Below are 20,836 nucleotides of genomic sequence, written 5' to 3' on the forward strand. Positions count from 1 at the left end.
TTTGATGATCCGGCGAAGTCTCAGGCCCTGCCGCCGGCCATGATCCGGGCCAGGACAAGGGCGCCCAGCACCGCCGCGAGGCTGACCAGCGCCACGAGGCCCGGCAGCGCGACGCCGTTGGCCACGAAGATGGCGAACAGCGCCCAGCCCACGGTCAGCCCGTAGGAGGCCGCGCGCGGGCGGCGCGACTGCACCAGAAGCGCCAGCAGCGTCGCCATGAGCACGCAGACCACCGCCCAGCCCGTCTGGTTCATGACGAGGCCGTAGCCCGCCGCGGTGGAGCCGAGGCTCACGAAGCTCGCCGCCGACAGCCAGCCCGCGAAGATGCCCACCGGCACCCGGAACCACCAGACGTCGCGCCCGGGCGCGAGGAGGAACGCGCCGATCGCGCCGGCCGCCATCACGAAGATGGTGATCGTCGCCCAGACCGCGCTGGCATTGGCGATGGAGAGCCACGGCACGCCGACGCCGAGCGCCAGCAGCAGCGGCCAGCGCGCGCGGTGCCAGTCGGGCGCGTCGGCCCGTTTCCAGGCGCCGTAGCCCGCCGAGGCGATCAGCCACAGATAGATCAGCCCCCAGATCGAGAAGGCCCAGCCCGCGGGCTGCACCGGCGGGTCGATCTGCGGCAGCGGCAGTTGGTCGGCGGTGAAGCCGGTGAAGGGCGAGGTGACCAGCGGCGCGAGCGCGAAGGCCACCGAGAGGGCGAGAACGGCCCAGGCGAGAAGACGTGTCATGCCGCCACTACGCGCCGCGCCGCCCGGCGGTTCACCGGGCGGCGCGGAAAATCGTCATCGGCGGGCTCAGCGGACCAGCTCGCCCTCGGCCGAGATGCGGGTGCGGCCGCCGAGATAGGGGTGCAGCACCTCGGGCAGCGTCACCGAGCCGTCCTCTTCCTGGCCGTTCTCCAGCACTGCGATCAGCGTCCGGCCCACGGCGAGGCCGGAGCCGTTCAGCGTGTGCAGGAACTCGGGCTTGCCGCCGCCCTCGGGGCGGAAACGGGCGTTCATCCGCCGCGCCTGGTAGTCGCCGCAGGTCGAGACCGAGCTGATCTCGCGGTAGCGGTCCTGCCCGGGCAGCCAGACCTCGAGGTCGTGCGTGCGCCGCGCGCCCGCGCCCATGTCGCCCGCGCAGAGCAGCATGGTGCGGTAGGGCAGTTCCAGCTTCTCGAGGATCGCCTCGGCGCAGCGGGTCATGCGCTGGTGCTCGGCCTCCGACTCGTCGGGATGCACGACCGAGACCATCTCGACCTTCTCGAACTGGTGCTGACGCAGCATGCCGGCGGTGTCGCGCCCGGCGCTGCCGGCCTCCGAGCGGAAGCACTGGGTGTCGGCGACGTAACGGCGCGGCAGGTAGGACTGCTCGACGATGCAGTCGGCCACGAGGTTGGTCAGCGTCACCTCGGCGGTGGGGATCAGCCACCAGCCGGTGGTGGTCTGGTAGCTGTCCTCGCCGAATTTCGGCAGCTGGCCGGTGCCGATCATCGCCTCGTCGCGGACCAGCACCGGAGTCATGGTCTCGGTCAGCCCGTGCTCCTCGACATGGGTGTCGAGCATGAACTGCGCCAACGCCCGGTGCACCCGCGCGACCGCGCCCGACAGCACCACGAAGCGCGCGCCCGAAAGCTTGGCCGCGGCCTCGAAATCCATGCCGTTCTTCACCGCCGGCAGGTCGTAATGCTCCTTCGGCGTGTAGTTGAACCGGCGCGGCGTGCCGTTGCGCCGCAGCTCGACATTGTCGTCCTCGTCCTCGCCTGCCGGCACGTCGTCATGGGGCAGGTTGGGGATGCTCAGCAGCAGCTGGTGCAGCGCCCGGTCCTCGGCCTGCGCCTCGTCGTTCAGGCGGGCGATCTCGGCCTTCTTGTCGGCCACAAGCGCGCGCAGCCGCTCGAACTCGGCCTCGTCGCCGCGGCCCTTCGCCGCGCCGACTTCCTTCGAGGCGCGGTTCTGCTGGGCCTTGGCGGTCTCGGCGGCGTGGATCTTGGCGCGGCGCGCGTCGTCGAGGGCGAGGATCTGCGACGACACCGAGGACATCCCGCGGCGGGCCAGGGCGGCGTCGAAGGCGTCGGGGTTGTCGCGGATGGCGCGGATGTCGTGCATTGTCTCGTCCGTCTCGAAAGGGGTTTCACGGCCCGGGGGCCGCGCCCATATGCACCACAATCGCCGCACTTGTGAACCGGCAAAGCAGCCGGGATCGGGGCGGGGCGGCGCGGTGGACAATCACCGGACCCGGCAGTAGGGTGCCGCGACTTTTCCAGGGGCGCCGCGCATGGCGCCTCGACACGATGCAAAGGACCCTCATGCAAGGCCTCGAATCTTTCATCCCGCTGATCCTGATCTTCGCGATCATGTGGTTCTTCCTGATCCGCCCGCAGCAGAAGAAGCTCAAGGAGCATCAGGCCATGGTGGCCGGGCTGCGCCGGGGCGACCAGGTCGTCACCCAGGGCGGCGTGATCGGCAAGGTCGTCAAGGTGCGCGACGACAACGAGGTCGAGGTCGAGATCGCCCAGGGCGTGGTGGTCCGCGTGGTCCGTTCGACCATCTCCGCCGTGACCAGCAAGACCGAGCCGGCCAAGGCCTGATTTCCCGTTCGGCCCGCGGGGCCCGAGGACGACGACGATGATGCACATTCCCACCTGGCGCCGGGTGATGATCTGGCTGGTCTGCCTCGCCGGGCTGGTCTTCGCCGCGCCGAACCTGTTCTACGAGCGGGTCGAGACCGCGAACGACGCCCGCGCCCTGATCGAGAGCGGCCGCAGCGATGCCGAGATCGAGGCGCAGGCCGCGCTCTGGCCCGAATGGCTGCCCTCCGGGCTGGTCAATCTCGGCCTCGACCTGCGCGGCGGCGCCCATCTTCTGGCCGAGGTGCAGGTCGAGGAGGTCTATGCCGCGCGCATGGACGGTCTCTGGCCCGAACTGCGCGACACGCTGGCCGCCGAGCGCGACACGCTGGGCTTCGTCACCCGCGAGGAGGGCGATCCGTCCGAGCTGCGGGTGCGGATCTCCAACGCCGACCAGATCGACCGGGCGCTGGAGCTGGCGCGCGGCCTCGCGCGGCCCGTCACCTCGCTGACCGGCGCCGGCGCGACCGACATCGACGTGCGCGCCCAGGGCGCGGAGCTGGTCGTCACGCTGAGCGAGGCCGAGCGTCTCGCCACCGACGACCGCACCGTGCGCCAGGCGCTCGAGATCGTGCGCCGCCGGATCGACGAGGTCGGCACCCGCGAGCCCACCATCCAGCGCCAGGGCGAGGACCGCATCCTGATCGAGGTGCCGGGCGTCGGCTCGGCCGAGGAGGTCAAGGACATCATCGGCACCACCGCGCAGCTGACATTCCAGCCCGTGGTGTCGCGCACCGGCGACGCCGAGGAGGCGCCGGGCCCGAACAACGAGATCCTGCCCTCGCTCGACGAGCAGGGCGTCTACTACATCCTCGAGCGCGCGCCCGTGGTGACCGGCGAGGAGCTGGTCGACGCGCAGCCCGCCTTCGACCAGAACGGTCGCCCGGCGGTGAACTTCCGCTTCAACCCCTCGGGCGCACGGGCCTTCGGTGACTACACCGCCGAGAACATCGGCTCGCCCTTCGCCATCGTGCTCGACCAGGAGGTGATCTCCGCCCCGGTCATCCAGAGCCACATCCCCGGCGGTTCGGGCATCATCACCGGCAACTTCACGGTCGAGGAATCGACCCAGCTCGCGGTGCTCCTGCGCGCCGGCGCGCTGCCGGCGGGCCTGACCTTCCTCGAGGAACGGACCATCGGCCCCGAGCTCGGCGCCGACAGCATCGAGGCCGGCAAGCTCGCCGCCATGGTCGGCGCGGGCCTCGTGATCGCGCTGATGATCGCCTCCTACGGCATCTTCGGCGTCTTCGCGACGGTGGCCCTCACCTTCAACATGGTGCTGATCTTCGCCGCGCTCTCGATGCTCGGCGCGACGCTGACCCTGCCCGGCATCGCCGGCATCGTGCTCACCGTCGGCATGGCGGTGGACGCCAACGTGCTGGTCTACGAGCGCATCCGCGAGGAGCTGAAGACCGCGCGCGGGCCGGCCCGGGCGATCGATCTGGGCTACGAGAAGGCGCTCTCGGCGATTCTCGACGGCAACGTCACCACGCTGATCACCGCGGCGATCCTGTTCATGGTGGGCTCCGGCCCGGTCCGCGGCTTCGCGGTCACTCTCGGCCTCGGCATCCTCACCTCGGTCTTCACCGCGATCTTCGTGACGCGGCTGCTGATCGTGATGTGGTTCGAGCGCCGCCGTCCCAAAACCATCGAGGTCTGACATGCGGCTGCGCATCGTACCCGAAAACACCAAGATCGACTTCTTCCGCGCGGCGCGGATCACCTTCGGCGCCTCCATCGTCGCCATGGTGCTGAGCATCGCGGCCTTCTTCGCGCTGGGGCTGAACTTCGGGATCGACTTCCAGGGCGGCACCACGATCCGCACCGAGGCCGAGCAGCCCGTCGATGTCGGCGCCTACCGCGAGGCGATCGCGCCGCTGGGGCTGGGCGACGTGGTGATCACCGAGGTGTTCGACCCCTCCTTCGGCGACGACCGCAACGTCGCCTCGGTCCGTATCCAGGCCCAGGAGGGCGCCGAGAGCGTCACCGCCGAGACCATCTCGGCGGTGCAGGGCGCGCTGAGCGAGGTCGATCCGAGCATCACCTTCCCCTCGGTCGAAAGCGTCGGGCCCAAGGTCTCGGGCGAGCTGATCCAGTCGGCGGTCTATGCCGTGCTCGGCTCGCTCGCGGCGATCCTGTTCTACATCTGGCTGCGCTTCGAATGGCAGTTCGCGATCGGCGCCATCGCGGCGCTGGTGCATGACGTGGTGGTGACGATCGGCCTCTTCGCGGTGCTGCAGATCAAGTTCGACCTCGCCATCATCGCGGCGCTGCTGACCATCGTCGGATACTCGATCAACGACACCGTCGTGGTGTTCGACCGCGCCCGCGAGAACCTGCGCAAGTACAAGACCATGCCGCTGCGCGACCTGCTCAACCTCTCGGCCAACGAGACGCTGAGCCGGACCGTGATGACCTCGGGCACCACGCTGCTGGCGCTGCTGGCGCTGCTGGTGCTGGGCGGCGACGTGATTCGCGGCTTCGTCTTCGCGATCTTCTGGGGCATCATCATCGGCACCTACTCGTCGATCTACGTCGCCAAGAACATCGTGCTCATGCTCGGCGTGAAGCGCGACTGGGACAAGAAGGACCCGAAGGCGGGCACGCAGTTCGCCGACATCGACGCCTGACGGGCAGGAGGACGACATGCGGCTGGTCGAGATCGACTACGACGATTCGAAACCGATCGACGGCTACGGTCCGGGCTTCTTCCGGATCGGCGGCGAGCTGGTCGAGGGCGCGGTGACGCTGAACCCGACCGGCCTGAAAAGCTGGGGCGGCTTCGAGGACATCGACTCGATCCTCGCCATCGCCGACCGCATCGACGTGCTCTTCGTCGGCACCGGCGCCGAGATCGCACATGCGCCGAAGGCGTTCCGCGAGCGGCTGGAGGAGGCCGGTCTCGGGGTCGAGACCATGGCCACCCCCGCCGCCTGCCGCACCTACAACGTGCTCTTGTCGGAAGGACGGCGCGTCGGCGTCGCGCTGCTGCCGGTCTGAGCGACCTCCTCGTCGAGGATCTCGCCGTCGCACGCGGCGGCGTGCCGGTGCTCGAGGGCGTGAGCTTCCGCGTCGCGCCGGGCCGGGGCCTCGTGCTGCGCGGCCCCAACGGCATCGGCAAGACCACGCTCCTGCGCGCCATCGCCGGGCTGCAGCCGCCACTCTCGGGCCGCGTCGAAGGCGCGGGCGAACGGGCGGGCTATGCCAGCCACGCCGACGGCATCAAGCCCGCGCTCACCGTGGCCGAGACGTTGGGCTTCTGGGCCGACCTCTACCGCGCCGAGCTGCCAGAGGCGGTCTATGACTGGTTCGACCTCGCCGATCTGCGCGACCGCCCGGCCGGCACGCTCTCGGCCGGGCAGGGCCGCAGGCTCGGCCTCGCCCGGCTGGCGGTGATCGGGCGTGAGGTGCTGCTTCTGGACGAACCCACCGTCTCGCTCGACGCGGCCTCGGTCCGGCGCTTCGCGGCCTTCATCCGCGACCGCCATCTTGCGCAGGGCGGCATCGCGGTGCTCGCCACGCATATCGATCTCGGCCTCGAGCTGCCGGAAATCGACCTCACCCCGCACCGCGCCGCCCCCGAGGCGCGCGGCGGCTCGGACGAGGCCTTCCTGTGAGGGCGGTGCTCGGCCGCGATCTGCGGCTCGCGGTGCGGGCGGGCGGCGGCTTCGGGCTGGGGCTCGCCTTCTTCCTGATCGTGGTGGTGCTGGTGCCCTTCGGCGTCGGCCCCGAGACCGAGATCCTGTCGCGCATCGCGCCGGGCATCCTGTGGGTCGCGGCCCTTCTCGCGGCGCTGCTGTCGCTCGACCGGATCTTCGCGCTCGACCACGAGGACGGCTCTCTGCCGCTTCTGGCCACCGCGCCGCTGCCGCTCGAGGGGCTGGCGCTGGCCAAGGCGCTGGCGCACTGGCTGACCACCGGGCTGCCGTTGGTCGTGGCCGCGCCGATCCTCGGCGTGCTGCTGCACCTCTCCGGGCCGGGGATGCTGTGGCTTCTCGTCTCGCTCGCCATCGGCACGCCGGCGCTTTCGCTGATCGGCACCTTCGGCGCGGCGCTGACCGTCGGGCTGCGGCGCGGCGGGCTGCTCCTGTCGCTGATCGTGCTGCCGCTCTACGTGCCGGTGCTGATCTTCGGGGCCGAGGCGGCGCGGCGCGGCGCGGACGGCCTGTCGGTCGCGACGCCGCTCCTGCTGCTCGGCGGCATCGGTCTCGGCTGCGCCGCGCTGCTGCCATTTGCCGCGGCCGCGGCGCTGCGTGTCACGCTGCGGTGAGGCGCGCGGGGATTGAGCCGGCCCCCGCCACGATATAGGAAATTTCCATGTCGATCTGGTCCTACGCCAACCCGAGGAAGTTCCTCGACACCACCGGCCCATGGGTGCCGTGGCTGATGTGGCTGTCCGCCGCCGTGCTGGCGGTTGGCCTCGTCTGGGGCTTCTTCTTCACCCCCGAGGCCGAGCGTTTCGGCTCGAGCGTGAAGATCATCTACCTGCACGTCCCCTCGGCGCTGATGGCGATCAACGCCTGGCTGATGATGCTGGTGGCCTCGCTGATCTGGCTGATCCGCCGTCACCATGTCAGCGCGCTGGCGGCCCGCGCCGCCGCGCCCGTCGGCATGGTGATGACGCTGATCGCGCTCGTGACCGGGGCGATCTGGGGCCAGCCGATGTGGGGCACGTGGTGGGCCTGGGACCCGCGACTGACCTCCTTCCTGATCCTGTTCCTGTTCTACCTCGGCTACATCGCGCTCTGGACCGCGATCCCCGATCCGGACCAGGCGGCCGATCTGACCTCCGTGCTCTGCCTCGTCGGCTCGGTCTTCGCGCTGATGTCGCGTTATGCCGTGAACTTCTGGAACCAGGGCCTGCACCAGGGCGCGTCGCTGTCGCTCGACAAGCAGGAGAACGTGGCCGACGTGTTCTGGGTGCCGCTACTGGTCTGCATGGCGGGCTTCGTGCTGCTCTTCGTGGCGCTGGTGCTGTTGCGCACCGGCACCGAGATCCGCCTGCGCCGCATCCGCGCGCTGCGCGCCCGTGCCCGCCGGGCCGAGACGGTGCCTGCATGATGGATCTGGGCAGATACGCCGCCGAGGTGATCTCGGCCTGGGGCGCGAGCCTCGCGCTTCTGGGCGGGCTGGTGTGGTGGAGCCTCCGGCGCGACCGTCAGGTCCGCGCCGAGCTGGAGAAGACGGAGCGCGACAATGGCTAGGATCTCGCCGCTGATGATCCTGCCGCCGGCGATCTTCGCCGGTCTGGCGGGTCTCTTCGCCTTCGGCATGATGCGCGACGATCCCGACGAGCTGCCCTCTGCGCTGATCGGCCGCGCCGCGCCCGCCACCGAGACCGGCACGCTGCAGGGGCGCGACGCCTTCGACGCCTCGGTGCTGGCCGATGGCGAGGTCAAGCTCGTGAACTTCTGGGCCAGCTGGTGCGCGCCCTGCCGGGTCGAGCATCCGAACCTCGCGCTGCTCGCGGAGGAGGGGCTGCCGGTCTACGGCGTCAACTACAAGGACGACCCCGCCAAGGCGGTGGCCTTCCTCGACGAGCTGGGCGACTTCTACACCGCGATCGGCACCGATGACGGCCCCGTGGCGCGCGACTGGGGCGTCTACGGCGTGCCGGAGACCTTCGTGGTCGACGGCGAGGGCACCATCATCGCGCGCATGGCCGGCCCCGTGACCCAGCGGGCGATCGAGAACCGGCTGCGCCCGGCGCTCGAAGAGGCTGCCGCTAGGTAAGCTCTCGATTGCGTGATACCCTCCCGCCGTCATGGGAGGTTTTCATGAAAGTCAGTTCGTTAACGAGTGTCGCCCTGATCGCCGTCGCCACGGCCGCCGGGGCCGAGCCGTCGCTGGAACGCGGCGAATATCTGGTGGAAGGCCCCGCCGCCTGCGGCAACTGCCACAGCCCGATGGGGCCCGAGGGGCCGGTCCCCGACATGCATCTAGGCGGCCGCCTGGTCGAGGAAACGCCGGTCTACACCGCCATCGCCCCCAACATCACCCCCGCCGCACGGGTGGCCGACTGGAGCGACGACGAGCTTGGCCGGTCGATCCGCGAAGGCCTGCGGCCCGACGGCTCGGTGATCGGACCACCTATGCCGATCGTGCTCTATCGCGGGCTGTCGGACGATGACCTGCAGAGCATGGTGATGTATCTGCGGCAGGTCCCCGCGGTCGAGAACGACCCGGGCGAGAGCCGCTACGACATCCCGCTGCCGCCGAGCTACGGCCCGCCGGTGGAGACCGTCTCCGCGCCCGAGCGCGCCGCCACGGTGGAATACGGCGCCTATCTCGCGGGGCCCGTCGCGCATTGCATCGAGTGCCACTCGCCGATGGGGCCGCAGGGCCCGATGAGCGACACCCAGACCGGCGCCGGGGGCTTCGAGTTCCATGGGCCCTGGGGCACGGTCGTCTCGCCCAACATCACCTCGGGCGAGGAGGGGATCGCCAAATATTCCGACGCCGATCTGAAGGCGATGATCACGCAAGGCGTGCGCCCCGACGGCGAGCGGATGTCGCTGCCGATGCCCTATGCCAGCTACGCGAAAATGACCGAAGACGATCTCGACGCGGTCATCGCCTATCTGCGCAGCCTGCCGGCGCTGCCGACGGGCGGGACGGAAGGATAGGAACGAAAACCGGGCATTCGTTCCGTTTGTTCGGGCGGGCGAAAGAAAACCGCCCCGGCCATCGGCCGGGGCGGTTTCCGGTTCGTCAGAACGCCTGACGGATCAGGCGGCCTTGGCGAGGTTGCGCAGCACGTAGTGCAGCACGCCGCCGTTCTTGATGTAGTCGATCTCCACCGCCGTATCGATCCGGCAGCGCAGCGTGACCTCCTTGGTGGAGCCGTCGCCCATGGTGATCTGCGCGGTCACCTCCTGCAGCGGCTTCACGTCCGACAGGCCCTTGATCGACACGCTCTCCTCGCCGGTCAGGCCCAGCGACTTGCGGGTGTCGCCGCCGGTGAACTCGAACGGGATGACGCCCATGCCGACCAGGTTCGAGCGGTGGATGCGCTCGAAGTTCTCGGCGATCACCGCCTTGACGCCCAGCAGCGCGGTGCCTTTCGCGGCCCAGTCGCGCGAGGAGCCGGCGCCGTACTGCTCGCCGCCGAAGATGACGAGCGGCTTGCCCTGCTCCTGCCAGGCCATGGCGGCGTCGTAGATCGCCATCTGGCTGCCGTCCGGGCCCTTGGTGTAGCCGCCCTCGACGCCATCGAGCATCTCGTTGCGGATGCGGATGTTGGCGAAGGTGCCGCGCATCATGACTTCGTGGTTGCCGCGGCGGCTACCGTACGAGTTGAACTCCCGTACCGGCACCTGACGCTCGACCAGGTACTTGCCAGCCGGGGTGGTGTCCTTGAACGAACCGGCGGGCGAGATGTGGTCGGTGGTCACCATGTCGCCGAGGATCGCCAGCACGCGGGCATCCTCGATGTCGTGGATCTCGCCCGGCTCCTGGGACATGTCCTGGAAGTAGGGCGGGTTCTGCACGTAGGTCGAGGTCGCGGGCCAGTCATAGGTCTCGCCCTCGGTGGTCTCGACCGACTGCCACTTCTCGTCGCCCTTGAAGACGTCGGCGTACTTCTCCTGGAACGCCTCGCGGGTGACGGTCTTCTCGACCAGCGCCGCGATCTCGGCCTGCGACGGCCAGATGTCCTTGAGGTAGACGTCGTTGCCGTTCTTGTCCTGGCCGAGCGGGTCGCGAGTGATGTCGACATTCATGTCGCCCACCAGCGCGTAGGCCACGACGAGCGGCGGCGAGGCGAGGTAGTTGGCGCGCACGTCCGGGCTGATCCGGCCCTCGAAGTTGCGGTTGCCCGAGAGCACCGAGGTCGCGATCAGGTCGTTGTCGTTGATCGCCTTCGAGATCTCGGCCTCGAGCGGGCCCGAGTTGCCGATGCAGGTGGTGCAGCCGTAGCCCACGAGGTTGAAGCCGATCGCGTCGAGATCGTCCTGCAGCCCGGCGGCCTCGAGATAGGCGGAGACCACCTGCGAGCCCGGCGCCAGCGAGGTCTTGACCCACGGCTTGCGGTCGAGGCCCAGCTCGCGCGCCTTGCGGGCGACGAGGCCGGCGCCGATCATCACATAGGGGTTCGAGGTGTTGGTGCAGGACGTGATCGAGGCGATCACGATCGAGCCGTCATGCAGCTGGTAGTGGCCGTCCTCGGTCTCCACGAAGCCGCGCTTGTGATGGCCCTCGTCGCCGGGGATGGTCTTCGGCTCGGGCTGGCCGCCTTCGCCTTCCCAGCGGATCTCGGAGTTGGCCGAGGTGTCCTCGCCCTTGCGCTGGCCCTTCACGTACTCGCCGAAGGCCTTGGCGGCCGCGTCGAGCGCGATGTGGTCCTGCGGGCGCTTGGGGCCGGAGATCGCCGGCACGACGGTGCCCATGTCGAGCTCGAGCGTATCGGTGTAGACCGGCTCGTAGCCCGGCTCGCGCCAGATGCCCTGCGCCTTGGCGTATTCCTCGACCAGCGCGATGCGGTCCTTGTCGCGGCCGGTCTGCTCCATGTAGCGCAGCGTCTCGGCGTCGATCGGGAAGAAGCCGCAGGTGGCGCCGTATTCGGGGGCCATGTTGCCGATCGTGGCGCGGTCGGCCAGCGGCACGTTGTCGAGGCCGTCACCGTAGAACTCGACGAACTTGCCGACGACGCCCTTCTCGCGAAGCATCTGCACGACGCGCAGCACGAGGTCGGTCGCGGTGGTGCCCTCGACCATCTTGCCGGTCAGCTTGAAGCCCACGACCTCGGGGATCAGCATCGAGATCGGCTGGCCGAGCATCGCCGCCTCGGCCTCGATGCCGCCGACGCCCCAGCCCAGCACGCTGGCGCCGTTGACCATGGTGGTGTGGCTGTCGGTGCCGACCAGCGTGTCGGGATAGGCCACTTCCTCACCGTTCTGGTCGGTGTCGGTCCAGACCACCTGCGCGAGGTATTCAAGGTTCACCTGGTGGCAGATGCCGGTGCCCGGCGGCACGACGCGGAAGTTCTGGAACGCGCTCTGGCCCCATTTCAGGAACTGGTAGCGCTCGATGTTGCGCTCGTATTCGCGGTCGACGTTCATCTGGAACGCGCGCGGGTTGCCGAACTCGTCGATCATCACCGAGTGGTCGATCACGAGGTCGACCGGGTTCAGCGGGTTGATCTTCTGCGCGTCGCCGCCCAGCGACTTGATGCCGTCGCGCATCGCGGCGAGGTCGACCACCGCCGGCACGCCGGTGAAGTCCTGCATCAGAACGCGGGCCGGGCGATAGGCGATCTCGCGGGGGTTCTTGCCGCCGTTCGCGCCCCATTCGGCGAAGGCCTTGATGTCGTCGGTCGAGACCGAGAAGCCGTCATCCTCGAAACGCAGCAGGTTCTCGAGCACGACCTTGAGCGAGGCCGGCAGGCGGCCGAAATCGCCGAGGCCGGCCTCGGTGGCGGCCGGGATGGAGTAGTACGACAGGCTCTGGGCGCCCACCGTGATCTTCCGGCGGGTCTTGGCGCTGTCCTGGCCAACTTGGATCGGCATGGGGTGTCCCTTCTGGCTGCGAGCTGTGGGTCTGGCCCGGTTCTGCCCCAGCGGCACGGGACAAATCAAGGCCGGCGCCGCCTATGTATACCATCGCACACTGTTGTCCAGTGGCCGGCGCGACCGGGCCGGGCGGCCGTGATTTCACGTCCGCTCGCGTACGGATCGCGTTCTATCGCAAGGGCTTGATTGGCCATCGGGGGTCTGGCGGCGTAGACCGGGGTGGCTGCAGGCAACGGAGCGGAACGAAATGCGCGGATGGATGGCGGCCCTGGGCCTTTGGGCGAGCGTGACGGGCGGCATGGCCGCCGCCGAGTCGCCGGTGGTGGTCGAGCTGTTCACCTCACAGGGCTGTTCGAGCTGCCCGCCCGCCGACGAGCTGCTGCGCGAACTGACCCGCCACGAGGACGTCATCCCGCTCGGGCTGCATGTCGACTACTGGGATTACATCGGTTGGGAGGACAGCTTCGCGCAGCCGGTCTTCACCAAGCGCCAGAAAACCTATGCCGCCGCCGCGGGCGAGCGCATGGTCTACACGCCGCAATTCGTGGTCGGCGGCGAGGCGCGGATCGTCGGGGCCAAGCCCATGGAGGTGATGGAGGCGGTGATGCAGCGGCTCGAGATGCCGCCGGTGGTGGATCTCGACCTCGAGGCGGTGGCCGGGTCGATGCAGCTGCGGGCCACGGCGAGCGAGCCGGGGCCGATGCTGGTGCAGCTCGTGCGCTACAACCCCGGCGCCTCGGTGGCCATCGCGCGGGGCGAGAATGCCGGCCACACGCTGGACTACGCCAACATCGTGACCTCCTGGGAGGTGCTGGGCCACTGGGACGGTGAGGCCGCGCTCAAGCTCGACTTCACCGTCGAGGGCGAGGCACCGGGCGTGGTGATCCTGCAGGGCGAGGCGGGCGGCGAGATCCTGGCGGCGGCGCGGCTGCCCTAGCGCTTGCGGCGATCGGCCTTCCAGCGGTTGTGCACCCAGAACCATTGGCCCGGATCGGCCGCGATCCGCTGCTCGAGCCGGCGCGTCGCCTCCTGCATCATCGCCAGCGGCTCCGAATGCGGGATCGGCGCTTCGACCGCGACGTCGATGCCGATGCCGTCGGGGCGGCGTATCCCGAAATAGGGCACGAGCAGCGCGTCGTGGCGCAGCGCCAGCTCGGCCGCGGTGAGCGCGGTCAGCGCTGGGCGGCCGAGAAAGTCGATCTCGACACCGTCGCGGTCATGCAGGTCGAACAGCAGCGTCGCCATGCCGCCGGCCTTGAGGTGGCGCAGGAAGCCGGTCAGGCCGCGCCGTCCCTTGGCGAAGACCGGGCCCGAGACGCCCTCCATCGTCGCGGCGTAATGGTCGTTGACGAAGCGGTTCGACATGGCGCGGTAGAGCCCGCCGATCTCGTAGCCCATCGCGGTCAGCACTCGGCGCGGCGCCTCGTGATTGCCGAAATGGCCGGTCACGAAGACCACGGGCCGGCGTTCGGCGCGCGCCCGTTCGATCGCCTCGAGGCCGGTCGTCTCGGCCGGCGCATCGGGCAGGCGGCGGGCGAACTCGGCCCCCGAGTAGTTTTCGATCAGCGTCCGGCCGAGATTGTCGCAGCAGGCGGCCGCCAGCGCGGCGCGCCGCGGCGCGGGCATCTCGGGCCAGATCAGGGCGAGGTTGCGCTCGGCCCGGCGGCGGTAGCCGGCAAGAGGGCCGATCAGGCCCGAGGTCAGCCCGCCCATCAGCGCCAGACGCCGCGGATAGGGCAGGGCCATCGCCGTGGCGATGGCGCCGCGCAGCACGCGGTCGGACAGCCAGTCGCCGACGCCGCGCCCCGGCTCGCGTCCGGCGCCCTGACGCCCCGTGTTCCGGTCCTGTTGCATCCGCCCCGGCATGATCGGCCCCTTCATCCGCGCCGCCCCGCCATAGGCGCCCCGGCCCGCCTTGCCAAGACGCCCGCGCCGGTCAGGCGGCCTGTTCCGCCCCGATCTCGACCGGCAGGAGCGTGATCTCGCCCGCCGCCTCGGCGGCGCGGATCACCTCGACGACGGCGATCATCGCGGCTTCGCCCTCGGCCCGGGCGGGGGCCGCGCGCTCGGCCATCTCCTCGCGCAGGCCCTCCGCCATGCGCCGGGACATGTTCTCCAGAAGATGCGCGGTGGCGCGCGCGGTCCGGTCGCCTGTGGCCTCGCCCGCGGCGAGGGCGGCGATCAGAACGGGCAGGTCGAGGCCGCGCAGGATCTTCGGCACGTCGGTCGCGGGCACGCGGTCGGGGATGTCGGCGAAGGTGAAGATCGTGCGCCGCACCTCGCCGGCGAAGGCCGGGTCCTCCGTTTCCAGGCCCTCCAGAAGCGCCTCGCGCGTCTCGTCGCGGCTGGAGTTCAGGATCGCGCCGAGCCGGTCAGGGGCGGGGGCGCCGAAGGCGTCCGCGCGGGGCTGGCAATGCTCGGCCGCCAGCGCCGCGCCGATCCGGCCGACGGTGTCGGGGCGCATGTTGGAGATGCGCGACACCGCGCCGGCGATGCGCCGCGCCCGATCTCCGGGCAGCAGCCCGAGCAGCTCCGCGGCCTTGGCGACCGGCAGCTTCGACAGGAGAACGGCGGCGATCTCGGCGCTTTCGCCCTGCATGACCGGCAGCAGGTCGCTGCCCTCGAGGGCGGCGAGCCGCTGCCAGGGGTCGATGGCGGCCGGGCCGTCGCGCTCGTCGCGCAGGCGGTCGGCCGTGGCCGGGCTGATGCGGCCCTGCAACGCGTCGAGCGCGCCCGCGAGCCCGCCGCCGCCGCGCAGCCCCAGCCCCTCGAGCCGGTCGGCGAACTCGGCCGCCACCTGCTCCAGCGTCGTCCGGTCCACCAGCCGCAGCGCGCCGAGTTCGCGTGCGAGGCGGGCCTGCGCCTCCTCGGGCAGGGCGGCAAGGTCGAGATGCCGCCCCTCGGACAGGACCAGCTGCACCACCATCGCCGCCTTGCGGCGCGGGTCGAGTGCGGGCGGGGCGGCCGGGCGGGGCCGGGCCGGGTCGGACAGGGAGGTGGATGACATCGGGTGCTCCGGTCGGTCTGCTCGGTGCAGTCTGACCCGAACGGGGTAAAGATGGGGTTGCGGCTCAGCCCTGTCGGACCGCGATCCCCATCTTGCGGATCCGCGCGCAGAGCGGCTCGGGCAGCGTCGGCATCTCGGCGGTCACGGCGTGCAGCGCCCGCATCTCGGCGACGGCGGCCTCGTTCTCCTCGGGGGTGAAGGGCCGGTCGGCCCGGGCGAAGCCGCCGATCGAGCGCAGCCCGTCGACCAGGGCGCAGCTGAAGCCATGCGTGAGCCCATGCGCCGCGGCCCGCGCCTGCACGCTGTCGGGCCCGGTCTCGGGAAGATCTTCCCACCGCACGATGCCCTCGTTGACGAAGCACCAGCGCAGCGCGGTGTCGCGCATGCGCAGGCCCTCCTGCGCATAGCCCTGGACCCAGCTTTCCGGAAAGCCGTTCAGCGCCAGACGCGGCCCGCCGAAGCCCATGTGAAGCCCGAGAGCGAAGCCTGCCGGAGCAATCTGCTTGAGATGCGCAAGTGACTGACCGATAATGGTGTCAGATGGCTGGCCCATATGCGGATTTCTCCATGTTCGCCGGCACGCCCCGTGAATGTTGCAGGTCCAGGAAGGGTTCCGAGTACGTAAGGTGCGATGACCGGTACGTCCAGCTATATCACGCCCCGACGTGGGGACATGCGATGAACGCCCGGCCCGAAACCGACGCGCTCGCGCGGCTGGCTCCGGTCGGCTATTACGTCGCGCTGCGCATCGGCTTCGCATTTCCGCTCGAAGAGATCAATCACCTGCCGTTGCACTGGCGCGAGCTCTACATGCGCGACGCGATGGTTCTGGACGATCCCGCGATCCGCTGGGCCTATGCCAATGTCGGCGTCGCGCGCTGGAGCGACCTCCACGATCCGCAAGGCATCCTGTCGCGCGCGAAGGAGGCGGGGCTGACCTACGGCGCCGTGGCCTCGGTGAGCGAGCCGTCCAGCGGCCTGAGGTCCTACGGGCTCTTCGCCCGCGCCGACCGGGACTACAACGAGGCCGAGCTGGCGATGCTGCACCGGCTGCTCGACGCGCTCCATGCCGCGAGCGCCCCGCCCGCCAACCTGACCGCCGCCGAGATCGAGGTGCTGCGCCGGGTCAAGGACGGCTACCGGCTGAAGCAGATCGCGCATGAACTCGGCGTCACCGAAGGCGCGATCAAGCAGCGGCTGAAGAACGCCCGGATGAAGCTCGGCGCCAGCACGGCGACGCAGGCGGCGACGCTGGCCTCGAGCTACGGCCTGATCTGAGCGGGATGGCGACGGGCCGGGGGCCCGCCGCCGAAGGCTGCCTCAGCCGAAGACGCGCGCGAAGATCGTATCGACATGCTTGGTGTGGTAGCCGAGGTCGAACTTCTCCTCGATCTGGGCGGGCGTGAGCGCCGCCGTGACCTCCGGGTCGGCCAGCAGCTCGGTCTTGAAGTCCTTGCCCTGCTCCCAGACCTTCATCGCGTTGCGCTGCACGAGGCGGTAGGCGTCCTCGCGGCTCACGCCGGCCTGGGTCAGCGCCAAGAGCACCCGCTGGCTCATCACGAGGCCGCGGAACTTGTTCATGTTGTTGAGCATGGTCTCGGGGTAGATCACCAGCTTCTCGATCACGCCGGCCAGCCGGTTCAGCGCGAAGTCGAGCGTCACGGTGGTGTCCGGCCCGATCGCCCGCTCGACCGAGGAGTGCGAGATGTCGCGCTCGTGCCAGAGGGTGACGTTCTCCATCGCCGGGACCACCGACATGCGCACGAGGCGGGCGAGGCCGGTCAGGTTCTCGGTCAGCACCGGGTTGCGCTTGTGCGGCATCGCGCTCGAGCCCTTCTGGCCCTTGGAGAAGAACTCTTCCGCTTCCAGCACCTCGGTGCGCTGCATGTGGCGGATCTCGGTGGCGATGTTCTCCATCGACGAGGCGATCACGCCCAGCGTGGCGAAGAACATGGCGTGGCGGTCACGCGGGATCACCTGCGTCGAGATCGGCTCGGGCTTCAGCCCCATCTTGGCGCAGACATGCTCCTCGACGGCCGGGTCGATGTTGGCGAAGGTGCCGACCGCGCCCGACAGCGCGCCGGTGGCGATCTCCTCGCGCGCCGCGCGCAGCCGGGCGAGGCCGCGATCCATCTCGGCGTAGAAGCGCGCGAAGGTCAGGCCCATGGTCGTGGGCTCGGCGTGGATGCCGTGGGAGCGGCCGATGCGCACCGTGTCCTTGTGCTCGAGCGCGCGCGCCTTCAGCGCGGCGAGCACGCGCTCCATGTCCGAGATCAGGATGTCGGCGGCGCGGGTGAGCTGGACGTTGAAGGTGGTGTCGAGCACGTCCGACGAGGTCATGCCCTGGTGCACGAAGCGCGCCTGCTCGGAGCCGACATGCTCGGCCAGGTGGGTCAGGAAGGCGATGACGTCATGTTTGGTGACGGCTTCGATCTCGTCGATGCGGGCGACGTCGAACTCGACATCCTTCGCCTTCCAGACGGCGTCGGCGTTCTCGCGCGGGATGACGCCGAGATCCGCCATCGCGTCGCCGGCATGGGCCTCGATCTCGAACCAGATGCGGAACTTGGTCGCGGGGTCCCAGATCGCGGTCATCTCGGGGCGGGAATAGCGGGGGATCATCGGCGGCCCTTTCGGCTTGGGAGGCGGGGATGGCCGGGGTCATAGAGCCCCGGCCGGCCGCGCACAAGCCGCCGATCTGACGCCGCGGAACCGCGCCGCGTCAGTAGCCGATCAGCTGCGGCGCGAGGCTGCCCGAATAGGTGCCGTAGGTCGCGCAGATCCCGGCCGCGGCGATCGCCGCGCTGCGCAGCCGCGTGCCGTCGCGCCGCAGCTTGAGGCCGAAGAAGCTGCGCACCGGTTCGCGCGGGGCGTCGGGGTCGCGCAGCGCCTCGCGGATCTCGTACATCTCGCGCAGCGTGTGATGCGCCATGGCGGGGGCGTCGTTGGCGGGCATCACCTCGGCGGTCTCGGGCCGCAGCCGGCGCGGCCGCTCGGTGCGGTAGGTGGGACGCTGCGGCCGCCGCGGGCGGGGCCGGCGCGCGGGCACCTCGGGCGCCAGCTCGGAGACCTGCTCGGCGGTCTCGGCATCGAAGCGCGCCAGCATGCGATCGATGTCCTCGGGGCTGGTGTGCAGCCCCGGCCGCGCCGGATCGAGCCCCGGGAGCTCGTCGACCATGCGGTCGATCAGCTCGACCGAGGCGATCTCGGTGCTGCTTTTCCACAGCATCCGGTCCGACATGAAGCGGGCGTTGATGCGGTCGGCGAGCAGCCTCGCGATCTGGCCCTGGTGCTGGGCGATGCCGCTGTCGCAGCTGCCGCCGGCATCGGCGCCGACGCCGATCGTCAGGCAGGCGCCGTAACGGCCGGGCAGGCGGTCGGTGAAGGCGAGGATGATCCGGGCATTGTCGAGTTCGAAGATCGCGATATCCTCGTGATCCCAGCTCAGCCCGCAGTCGCGCGCGGGGCAGTCGTTGAGCGCCGCCCTCAGGTCGGCGACGAGAGCCGTGAAATCGAGGTCCGGGGCGCTGCGAAATAACAGCTGGGCCACGGTACTGGTGATCGGGTCTGGCATGACCGGTCTCCAAGATGAGTCGGCTCGTTGGCCGCGTGAGTGATTGCGGCCAGTAGGGGCACGAAATGTGGTCCCCGAAGGTGCAAAACGGGGTATTTGAATGGATGCCGTGGCGCTTTGCGCCGCCTTCGCGCCGCATTGTGGCGGGATTGCCGCGGTGAAGGCCAAAATGTGAAAGGGGCGCCCGAAGGCGCCCCTTGCGTGGTCCGCAGGCCGCGGTGGGTGCGGCTCAGCAGCTGTAGTAGAGCTTGTATTCCACCGGGTGCGGCGTGTGCTCGTAGGCATAGACCTCAGACCACTTGAGCGCGAGGTAGCCCTCGACCTGGTCGCGGGTGAACACGTCGCCGGCCAGCAGGAACTCGTGATCGGCCTCGAGCGATTCCAGCGCTTCGCGCAGGCTGCCGCAGACGGTCGGGATCTCGGCCAGCTCCTCGGGCGGCAGGTCGTAGAGATCCTTGTCCGAGGACGGGCCCGGGTCGATCTTGTTCTTGATGCCGTCGAGGCCGGCCATCAGCAGCGCCGAGAAGGCGAGGTAGGGGTTGGCGGCCGGGTCCGGGAAACGGGCCTCGACGCGCTTGGCCTTCGGGCTCTCGGTCCACGGGATGCGGACGCAGCCCGAGCGGTTGCGGGCCGAGTAGGCGCGCAGCACCGGCGCCTCGAAGCCCGGGATCAGCCGCTTGTAGCTGTTGGTCGAGGGGTTGGTGATGGCGTTGAGCGCCTTGGCGTGCTTCAGGATGCCGCCGATGAACCACAGCGCCTCCTGGCTGAGATCGGCATACTTGTCGCCGGCGAAGAGCGGCTTGCCGTCCTTCCAGATCGACATGTTGACGTGCATGCCCGAGCCGTTGTCGCCCGAGATCGGCTTCGGCATGAAGGTGGCCGACTTGCCGTAGGCCTGCGCCACGTTGTGGATGACGTACTTGTACTTCTGGATCTCGTCGGCCTGCTTGGTCAGCGAGCCGAAGATCAGGCCCAGCTCGTGCTGGCACGACGCCACCTCGTGGTGGTGCTTGTCGACCTTCATGCCCATGCGCTTCATGGTCGAGAGCATCTCGCCGCGCATGTCCTGCGCGTCGTCGATCGGGTTGACCGGGAAGTAGCCGCCCTTGACGCCGGGACGGTGGCCGGTGTTGCCCATCTCGTATTCGGTGTCGGTGTTCCAGGCGCCGTCGACGGCGTCGACCTGGAACGAGACCTTGTTCGAGGTCACGGCGAAGCGGACGTCGTCGAAGATGAAGAACTCGGCCTCGGGGCCGAAGAAGGCCGCGTCGCCGATTCCGCTCGACTTGAGGTAGGCCTCGGCCTTGAGCGCGGTGCCGCGCGGGTCGCGGTCATAGGGCTCGCCGGTGTCGGGCTCGACCACGGTGCAGTGCACGCAGAGCGTCTTCTCGGCGTAGAACGGGTCGATATAGGCGCTCTCGAGGTCCGGCATCAGCTTCATGTCGGACTGGTCGATCGACTTCCAGCCGGCGATCGAGGAGCCGTCGAACATGAAGCCTTCCTCGAGGAAGTCCTCGTCGACGAGGTCGTTGACCACGGTGACGTGCTGCAGTTTGCCCTTGGGGTCGGTGAAGCGGATGTCGACGTACTCGACCTCCTCGTCCTTGATCATCTTGAGAAGCTTGGAGCTGTCCATGTGCCTGTTTCCCTGTGGTCCTGTTTCGTGGACGGGCCGGTGGCCCGTGGCGCGCGCCGCGTCAGATCGCGTCGTCGCCGAATTCGCCGGTGCGGATGCGGATCGCCTGCTCGACCGGGCTGACGAAGATCTTGCCGTCGCCGATCTTGTCGGTGCGGGCCGCCTCGACGATCGCGGTGACCGCCCGCTCGACCTGGTCGTCGGGCAGCACCACCTCGATCTTCACCTTGGGCAGGAAGTCGACCACGTACTCAGCGCCGCGATAGAGCTCGGTGTGGCCCTTCTGGCGACCGAAGCCCTTCACCTCGACCACCGAGAGGCCCTGCACGCCGACTTCCTGCAGCGCTTCCTTCACCTCGTCGAGCTTGAACGGCTTGATGATCGCCTCGATCTTTTTCATGTCGCGCGACTCCCTTGCATCCGCGTTCCCCGGGGTGAAACCATGCCGGTCCGGCCACCTCAATCGGCGGCCAAGCGGCGCGCGGCGCGCGGC

At 69.6% G+C, this 20,836-nt stretch carries 22 protein-coding genes; 12 read left to right on the top strand and 10 right to left on the bottom strand.

The genetic code is table 11. From position 1 onward, the window contains the following. Positions 1 to 20 precede the first annotated feature (20 nt). Entirely contained in the window at positions 21 to 734 is a 714-nt protein-coding gene (locus tag BLT43_RS00875) for a hypothetical protein (protein WP_090109279.1), read from the bottom strand. Between the two features lie 66 nt (positions 735 to 800). Beyond that, a complete protein-coding gene (serS, locus tag BLT43_RS00880) occupies positions 801 to 2,096 on the bottom strand; it encodes a serine--tRNA ligase (protein WP_090109280.1) in 1,296 nt (431 codons plus the stop codon). Between the two features lie 200 nt (positions 2,097 to 2,296). Here serS and yajC point away from each other — a divergent pair, with 200 nt between their 5' ends. From yajC to BLT43_RS00930, 10 genes are read left to right on the top strand one after another with little or no spacing between them, the layout of a single operon-like run. Next, positions 2,297 to 2,578 carry a preprotein translocase subunit YajC gene (gene yajC / locus BLT43_RS00885; RefSeq protein ID WP_090109281.1) on the top strand — a complete coding sequence of 94 codons (282 nt, stop codon included), beginning with the start codon at positions 2,297 to 2,299 and terminating at the stop codon, positions 2,576 to 2,578. Positions 2,579 to 2,615: 37 nt separating this feature from the next. Next, positions 2,616 to 4,277 carry a protein translocase subunit SecD gene (gene secD / locus BLT43_RS00890; protein WP_090109282.1) on the top strand — a complete coding sequence of 554 codons (1,662 nt, stop codon included), beginning with the start codon at positions 2,616 to 2,618 and terminating at the stop codon, positions 4,275 to 4,277. A gap of 1 nt (position 4,278) precedes the next feature. Beyond that, positions 4,279 to 5,247 carry a protein translocase subunit SecF gene (gene secF, locus BLT43_RS00895; protein WP_090109283.1) on the top strand — a complete coding sequence of 323 codons (969 nt, stop codon included), beginning with the start codon at positions 4,279 to 4,281 and terminating at the stop codon, positions 5,245 to 5,247. Between the two features lie 16 nt (positions 5,248 to 5,263). Beyond that, complete coding sequence (locus BLT43_RS00900) at positions 5,264 to 5,617, top strand: Mth938-like domain-containing protein (RefSeq protein WP_090109285.1); 354 nt, start codon at positions 5,264 to 5,266, stop codon at positions 5,615 to 5,617. Continuing rightward, positions 5,614 to 6,234 (top strand): heme ABC exporter ATP-binding protein CcmA, encoded by a 621-nt coding sequence (ccmA, locus tag BLT43_RS00905; RefSeq protein ID WP_090109287.1) that lies wholly within the window; start codon positions 5,614 to 5,616, stop codon positions 6,232 to 6,234. The genes BLT43_RS00900 and ccmA overlap by 4 nt, the downstream gene beginning before the upstream one ends. Further along, complete coding sequence (ccmB, locus tag BLT43_RS00910) at positions 6,231 to 6,887, top strand: heme exporter protein CcmB (RefSeq protein WP_090109289.1); 657 nt, start codon at positions 6,231 to 6,233, stop codon at positions 6,885 to 6,887. Before ccmA ends, ccmB begins: the two co-directional genes overlap by 4 nt. 47 nt (positions 6,888 to 6,934) lie before the next feature. Further along, a complete protein-coding gene (ccmC, locus tag BLT43_RS00915; protein ID WP_090109291.1) occupies positions 6,935 to 7,678 on the top strand; it encodes a heme ABC transporter permease CcmC in 744 nt (247 codons plus the stop codon). Then, the gene (ccmD, locus tag BLT43_RS00920; RefSeq protein WP_090110188.1) at positions 7,678 to 7,821 is read left to right on the top strand and encodes a heme exporter protein CcmD; all 144 of its coding nucleotides are present in this window, start codon (positions 7,678 to 7,680) and stop codon (positions 7,819 to 7,821) included. The genes ccmC and ccmD overlap by 1 nt, the downstream gene beginning before the upstream one ends. Further along, positions 7,814 to 8,350, top strand: a complete 537-nt coding sequence (locus BLT43_RS00925) for a DsbE family thiol:disulfide interchange protein (protein ID WP_090109293.1) — start codon at positions 7,814 to 7,816, stop codon at positions 8,348 to 8,350. The genes ccmD and BLT43_RS00925 overlap by 8 nt, the downstream gene beginning before the upstream one ends. A gap of 44 nt (positions 8,351 to 8,394) precedes the next feature. Beyond that, positions 8,395 to 9,243 carry a c-type cytochrome gene (locus BLT43_RS00930; RefSeq protein WP_090109295.1) on the top strand — a complete coding sequence of 283 codons (849 nt, stop codon included), beginning with the start codon at positions 8,395 to 8,397 and terminating at the stop codon, positions 9,241 to 9,243. A 102-nt stretch (positions 9,244 to 9,345) separates the two neighbouring features. Here the strand turns inward: BLT43_RS00930 and acnA are convergent, their stop codons facing one another. After that, entirely contained in the window at positions 9,346 to 12,123 is a 2,778-nt protein-coding gene (gene acnA / locus BLT43_RS00935) for an aconitate hydratase AcnA (RefSeq protein ID WP_090109296.1), read from the bottom strand. A gap of 301 nt (positions 12,124 to 12,424) precedes the next feature. Between acnA and BLT43_RS00940 the strand changes: the two genes are divergently transcribed. Next, entirely contained in the window at positions 12,425 to 13,063 is a 639-nt protein-coding gene (locus tag BLT43_RS00940; protein ID WP_242652171.1) for a DUF1223 domain-containing protein, read from the top strand. Here the strand turns inward: BLT43_RS00940 and BLT43_RS00945 are convergent. The 3 genes from BLT43_RS00945 to BLT43_RS19050 all read right to left on the bottom strand — a co-directional run bounded on the left by BLT43_RS00945 (position 13,060) and on the right by BLT43_RS19050 (position 15,599). Beyond that, on the bottom strand, positions 13,060 to 14,007 hold the full coding sequence (locus tag BLT43_RS00945) for a lysophospholipid acyltransferase family protein (protein ID WP_242652172.1): 948 nt from the start codon (positions 14,005 to 14,007) through the stop codon (positions 13,060 to 13,062). The genes BLT43_RS00940 and BLT43_RS00945 overlap by 4 nt on opposite strands. Before the next feature lie 55 nt (positions 14,008 to 14,062). Then, a complete protein-coding gene (locus tag BLT43_RS00950; RefSeq protein WP_090109297.1) occupies positions 14,063 to 15,133 on the bottom strand; it encodes a FliG C-terminal domain-containing protein in 1,071 nt (356 codons plus the stop codon). A 64-nt stretch (positions 15,134 to 15,197) separates the two neighbouring features. Continuing rightward, positions 15,198 to 15,599 (bottom strand): autoinducer binding domain-containing protein, encoded by a 402-nt coding sequence (locus BLT43_RS19050; RefSeq protein ID WP_165612511.1) that lies wholly within the window; start codon positions 15,597 to 15,599, stop codon positions 15,198 to 15,200. 212 nt (positions 15,600 to 15,811) lie between these two features. Here BLT43_RS19050 and BLT43_RS00960 point away from each other — a divergent pair, with 212 nt between their 5' ends. Next, complete coding sequence (locus BLT43_RS00960; protein WP_090110194.1) at positions 15,812 to 16,411, top strand: helix-turn-helix transcriptional regulator; 600 nt, start codon at positions 15,812 to 15,814, stop codon at positions 16,409 to 16,411. Between the two features lie 42 nt (positions 16,412 to 16,453). Here the strand turns inward: BLT43_RS00960 and purB are convergent, their stop codons facing one another. From purB to BLT43_RS00980, 4 genes are all read right to left on the bottom strand, one after another. After that, the gene (gene purB / locus BLT43_RS00965; protein WP_090109301.1) at positions 16,454 to 17,755 is read right to left on the bottom strand and encodes an adenylosuccinate lyase; all 1,302 of its coding nucleotides are present in this window, start codon (positions 17,753 to 17,755) and stop codon (positions 16,454 to 16,456) included. Positions 17,756 to 17,855: 100 nt separating this feature from the next. Beyond that, positions 17,856 to 18,707, bottom strand: coding sequence for a hypothetical protein (locus tag BLT43_RS00970; protein WP_090109303.1), 852 nt, complete (start codon positions 18,705 to 18,707; stop codon positions 17,856 to 17,858). Between the two features lie 229 nt (positions 18,708 to 18,936). Next, positions 18,937 to 20,343 carry a type I glutamate--ammonia ligase gene (glnA, locus tag BLT43_RS00975; protein WP_090109305.1) on the bottom strand — a complete coding sequence of 469 codons (1,407 nt, stop codon included), beginning with the start codon at positions 20,341 to 20,343 and terminating at the stop codon, positions 18,937 to 18,939. Positions 20,344 to 20,404: 61 nt separating this feature from the next. Continuing rightward, positions 20,405 to 20,743 carry a P-II family nitrogen regulator gene (locus BLT43_RS00980; protein WP_090109306.1) on the bottom strand — a complete coding sequence of 113 codons (339 nt, stop codon included), beginning with the start codon at positions 20,741 to 20,743 and terminating at the stop codon, positions 20,405 to 20,407. Positions 20,744 to 20,836 lie beyond the last annotated feature (93 nt).

Origin of the sequence: Limimaricola pyoseonensis (assembly GCF_900102015.1) — a bacterium.
Lineage (GTDB): Bacteria > Pseudomonadota > Alphaproteobacteria > Rhodobacterales > Rhodobacteraceae > Limimaricola > Limimaricola pyoseonensis.

Bases quoted from the DNA above. Each gene is read 5' to 3' on its own strand.
- BLT43_RS00930 (WP_090109295.1), top strand. From the start codon at position 8,395: ATGAAAGTCAGTTCGTTAACGAGTGTCGCCCTGATCGCCGTCGCCACG.
- ccmD (WP_090110188.1), top strand. From the start codon at position 7,678: ATGGATCTGGGCAGATACGCCGCCGAGGTGATCTCGGCCTGGGGCGCG.
- secF (WP_090109283.1), top strand. From the start codon at position 4,279: ATGCGGCTGCGCATCGTACCCGAAAACACCAAGATCGACTTCTTCCGC.
- BLT43_RS00950 (WP_090109297.1), bottom strand. From the start codon at position 15,133: ATGTCATCCACCTCCCTGTCCGACCCGGCCCGGCCCCGCCCGGCCGCC.
- secD (WP_090109282.1), top strand. From the start codon at position 2,616: ATGATGCACATTCCCACCTGGCGCCGGGTGATGATCTGGCTGGTCTGC.
- BLT43_RS00900 (WP_090109285.1), top strand. From the start codon at position 5,264: ATGCGGCTGGTCGAGATCGACTACGACGATTCGAAACCGATCGACGGC.
- BLT43_RS00945 (WP_242652172.1), bottom strand. From the start codon at position 14,007: ATGAAGGGGCCGATCATGCCGGGGCGGATGCAACAGGACCGGAACACG.
- BLT43_RS00980 (WP_090109306.1), bottom strand. From the start codon at position 20,743: ATGAAAAAGATCGAGGCGATCATCAAGCCGTTCAAGCTCGACGAGGTG.
- yajC (WP_090109281.1), top strand. From the start codon at position 2,297: ATGCAAGGCCTCGAATCTTTCATCCCGCTGATCCTGATCTTCGCGATC.
- glnA (WP_090109305.1), bottom strand. From the start codon at position 20,343: ATGGACAGCTCCAAGCTTCTCAAGATGATCAAGGACGAGGAGGTCGAG.
- BLT43_RS19050 (WP_165612511.1), bottom strand. From the start codon at position 15,599: ATGGGCTTCGGCGGGCCGCGTCTGGCGCTGAACGGCTTTCCGGAAAGC.
- ccmC (WP_090109291.1), top strand. From the start codon at position 6,935: ATGTCGATCTGGTCCTACGCCAACCCGAGGAAGTTCCTCGACACCACC.
- BLT43_RS00960 (WP_090110194.1), top strand. From the start codon at position 15,812: ATGAACGCCCGGCCCGAAACCGACGCGCTCGCGCGGCTGGCTCCGGTC.
- BLT43_RS00925 (WP_090109293.1), top strand. From the start codon at position 7,814: ATGGCTAGGATCTCGCCGCTGATGATCCTGCCGCCGGCGATCTTCGCC.
- BLT43_RS00875 (WP_090109279.1), bottom strand. From the start codon at position 734: ATGACACGTCTTCTCGCCTGGGCCGTTCTCGCCCTCTCGGTGGCCTTC.
- BLT43_RS00970 (WP_090109303.1), bottom strand. From the start codon at position 18,707: ATGCCAGACCCGATCACCAGTACCGTGGCCCAGCTGTTATTTCGCAGC.
- serS (WP_090109280.1), bottom strand. From the start codon at position 2,096: ATGCACGACATCCGCGCCATCCGCGACAACCCCGACGCCTTCGACGCC.
- BLT43_RS00940 (WP_242652171.1), top strand. From the start codon at position 12,425: ATGGCCGCCGCCGAGTCGCCGGTGGTGGTCGAGCTGTTCACCTCACAG.
- acnA (WP_090109296.1), bottom strand. From the start codon at position 12,123: ATGCCGATCCAAGTTGGCCAGGACAGCGCCAAGACCCGCCGGAAGATC.
- purB (WP_090109301.1), bottom strand. From the start codon at position 17,755: ATGATCCCCCGCTATTCCCGCCCCGAGATGACCGCGATCTGGGACCCC.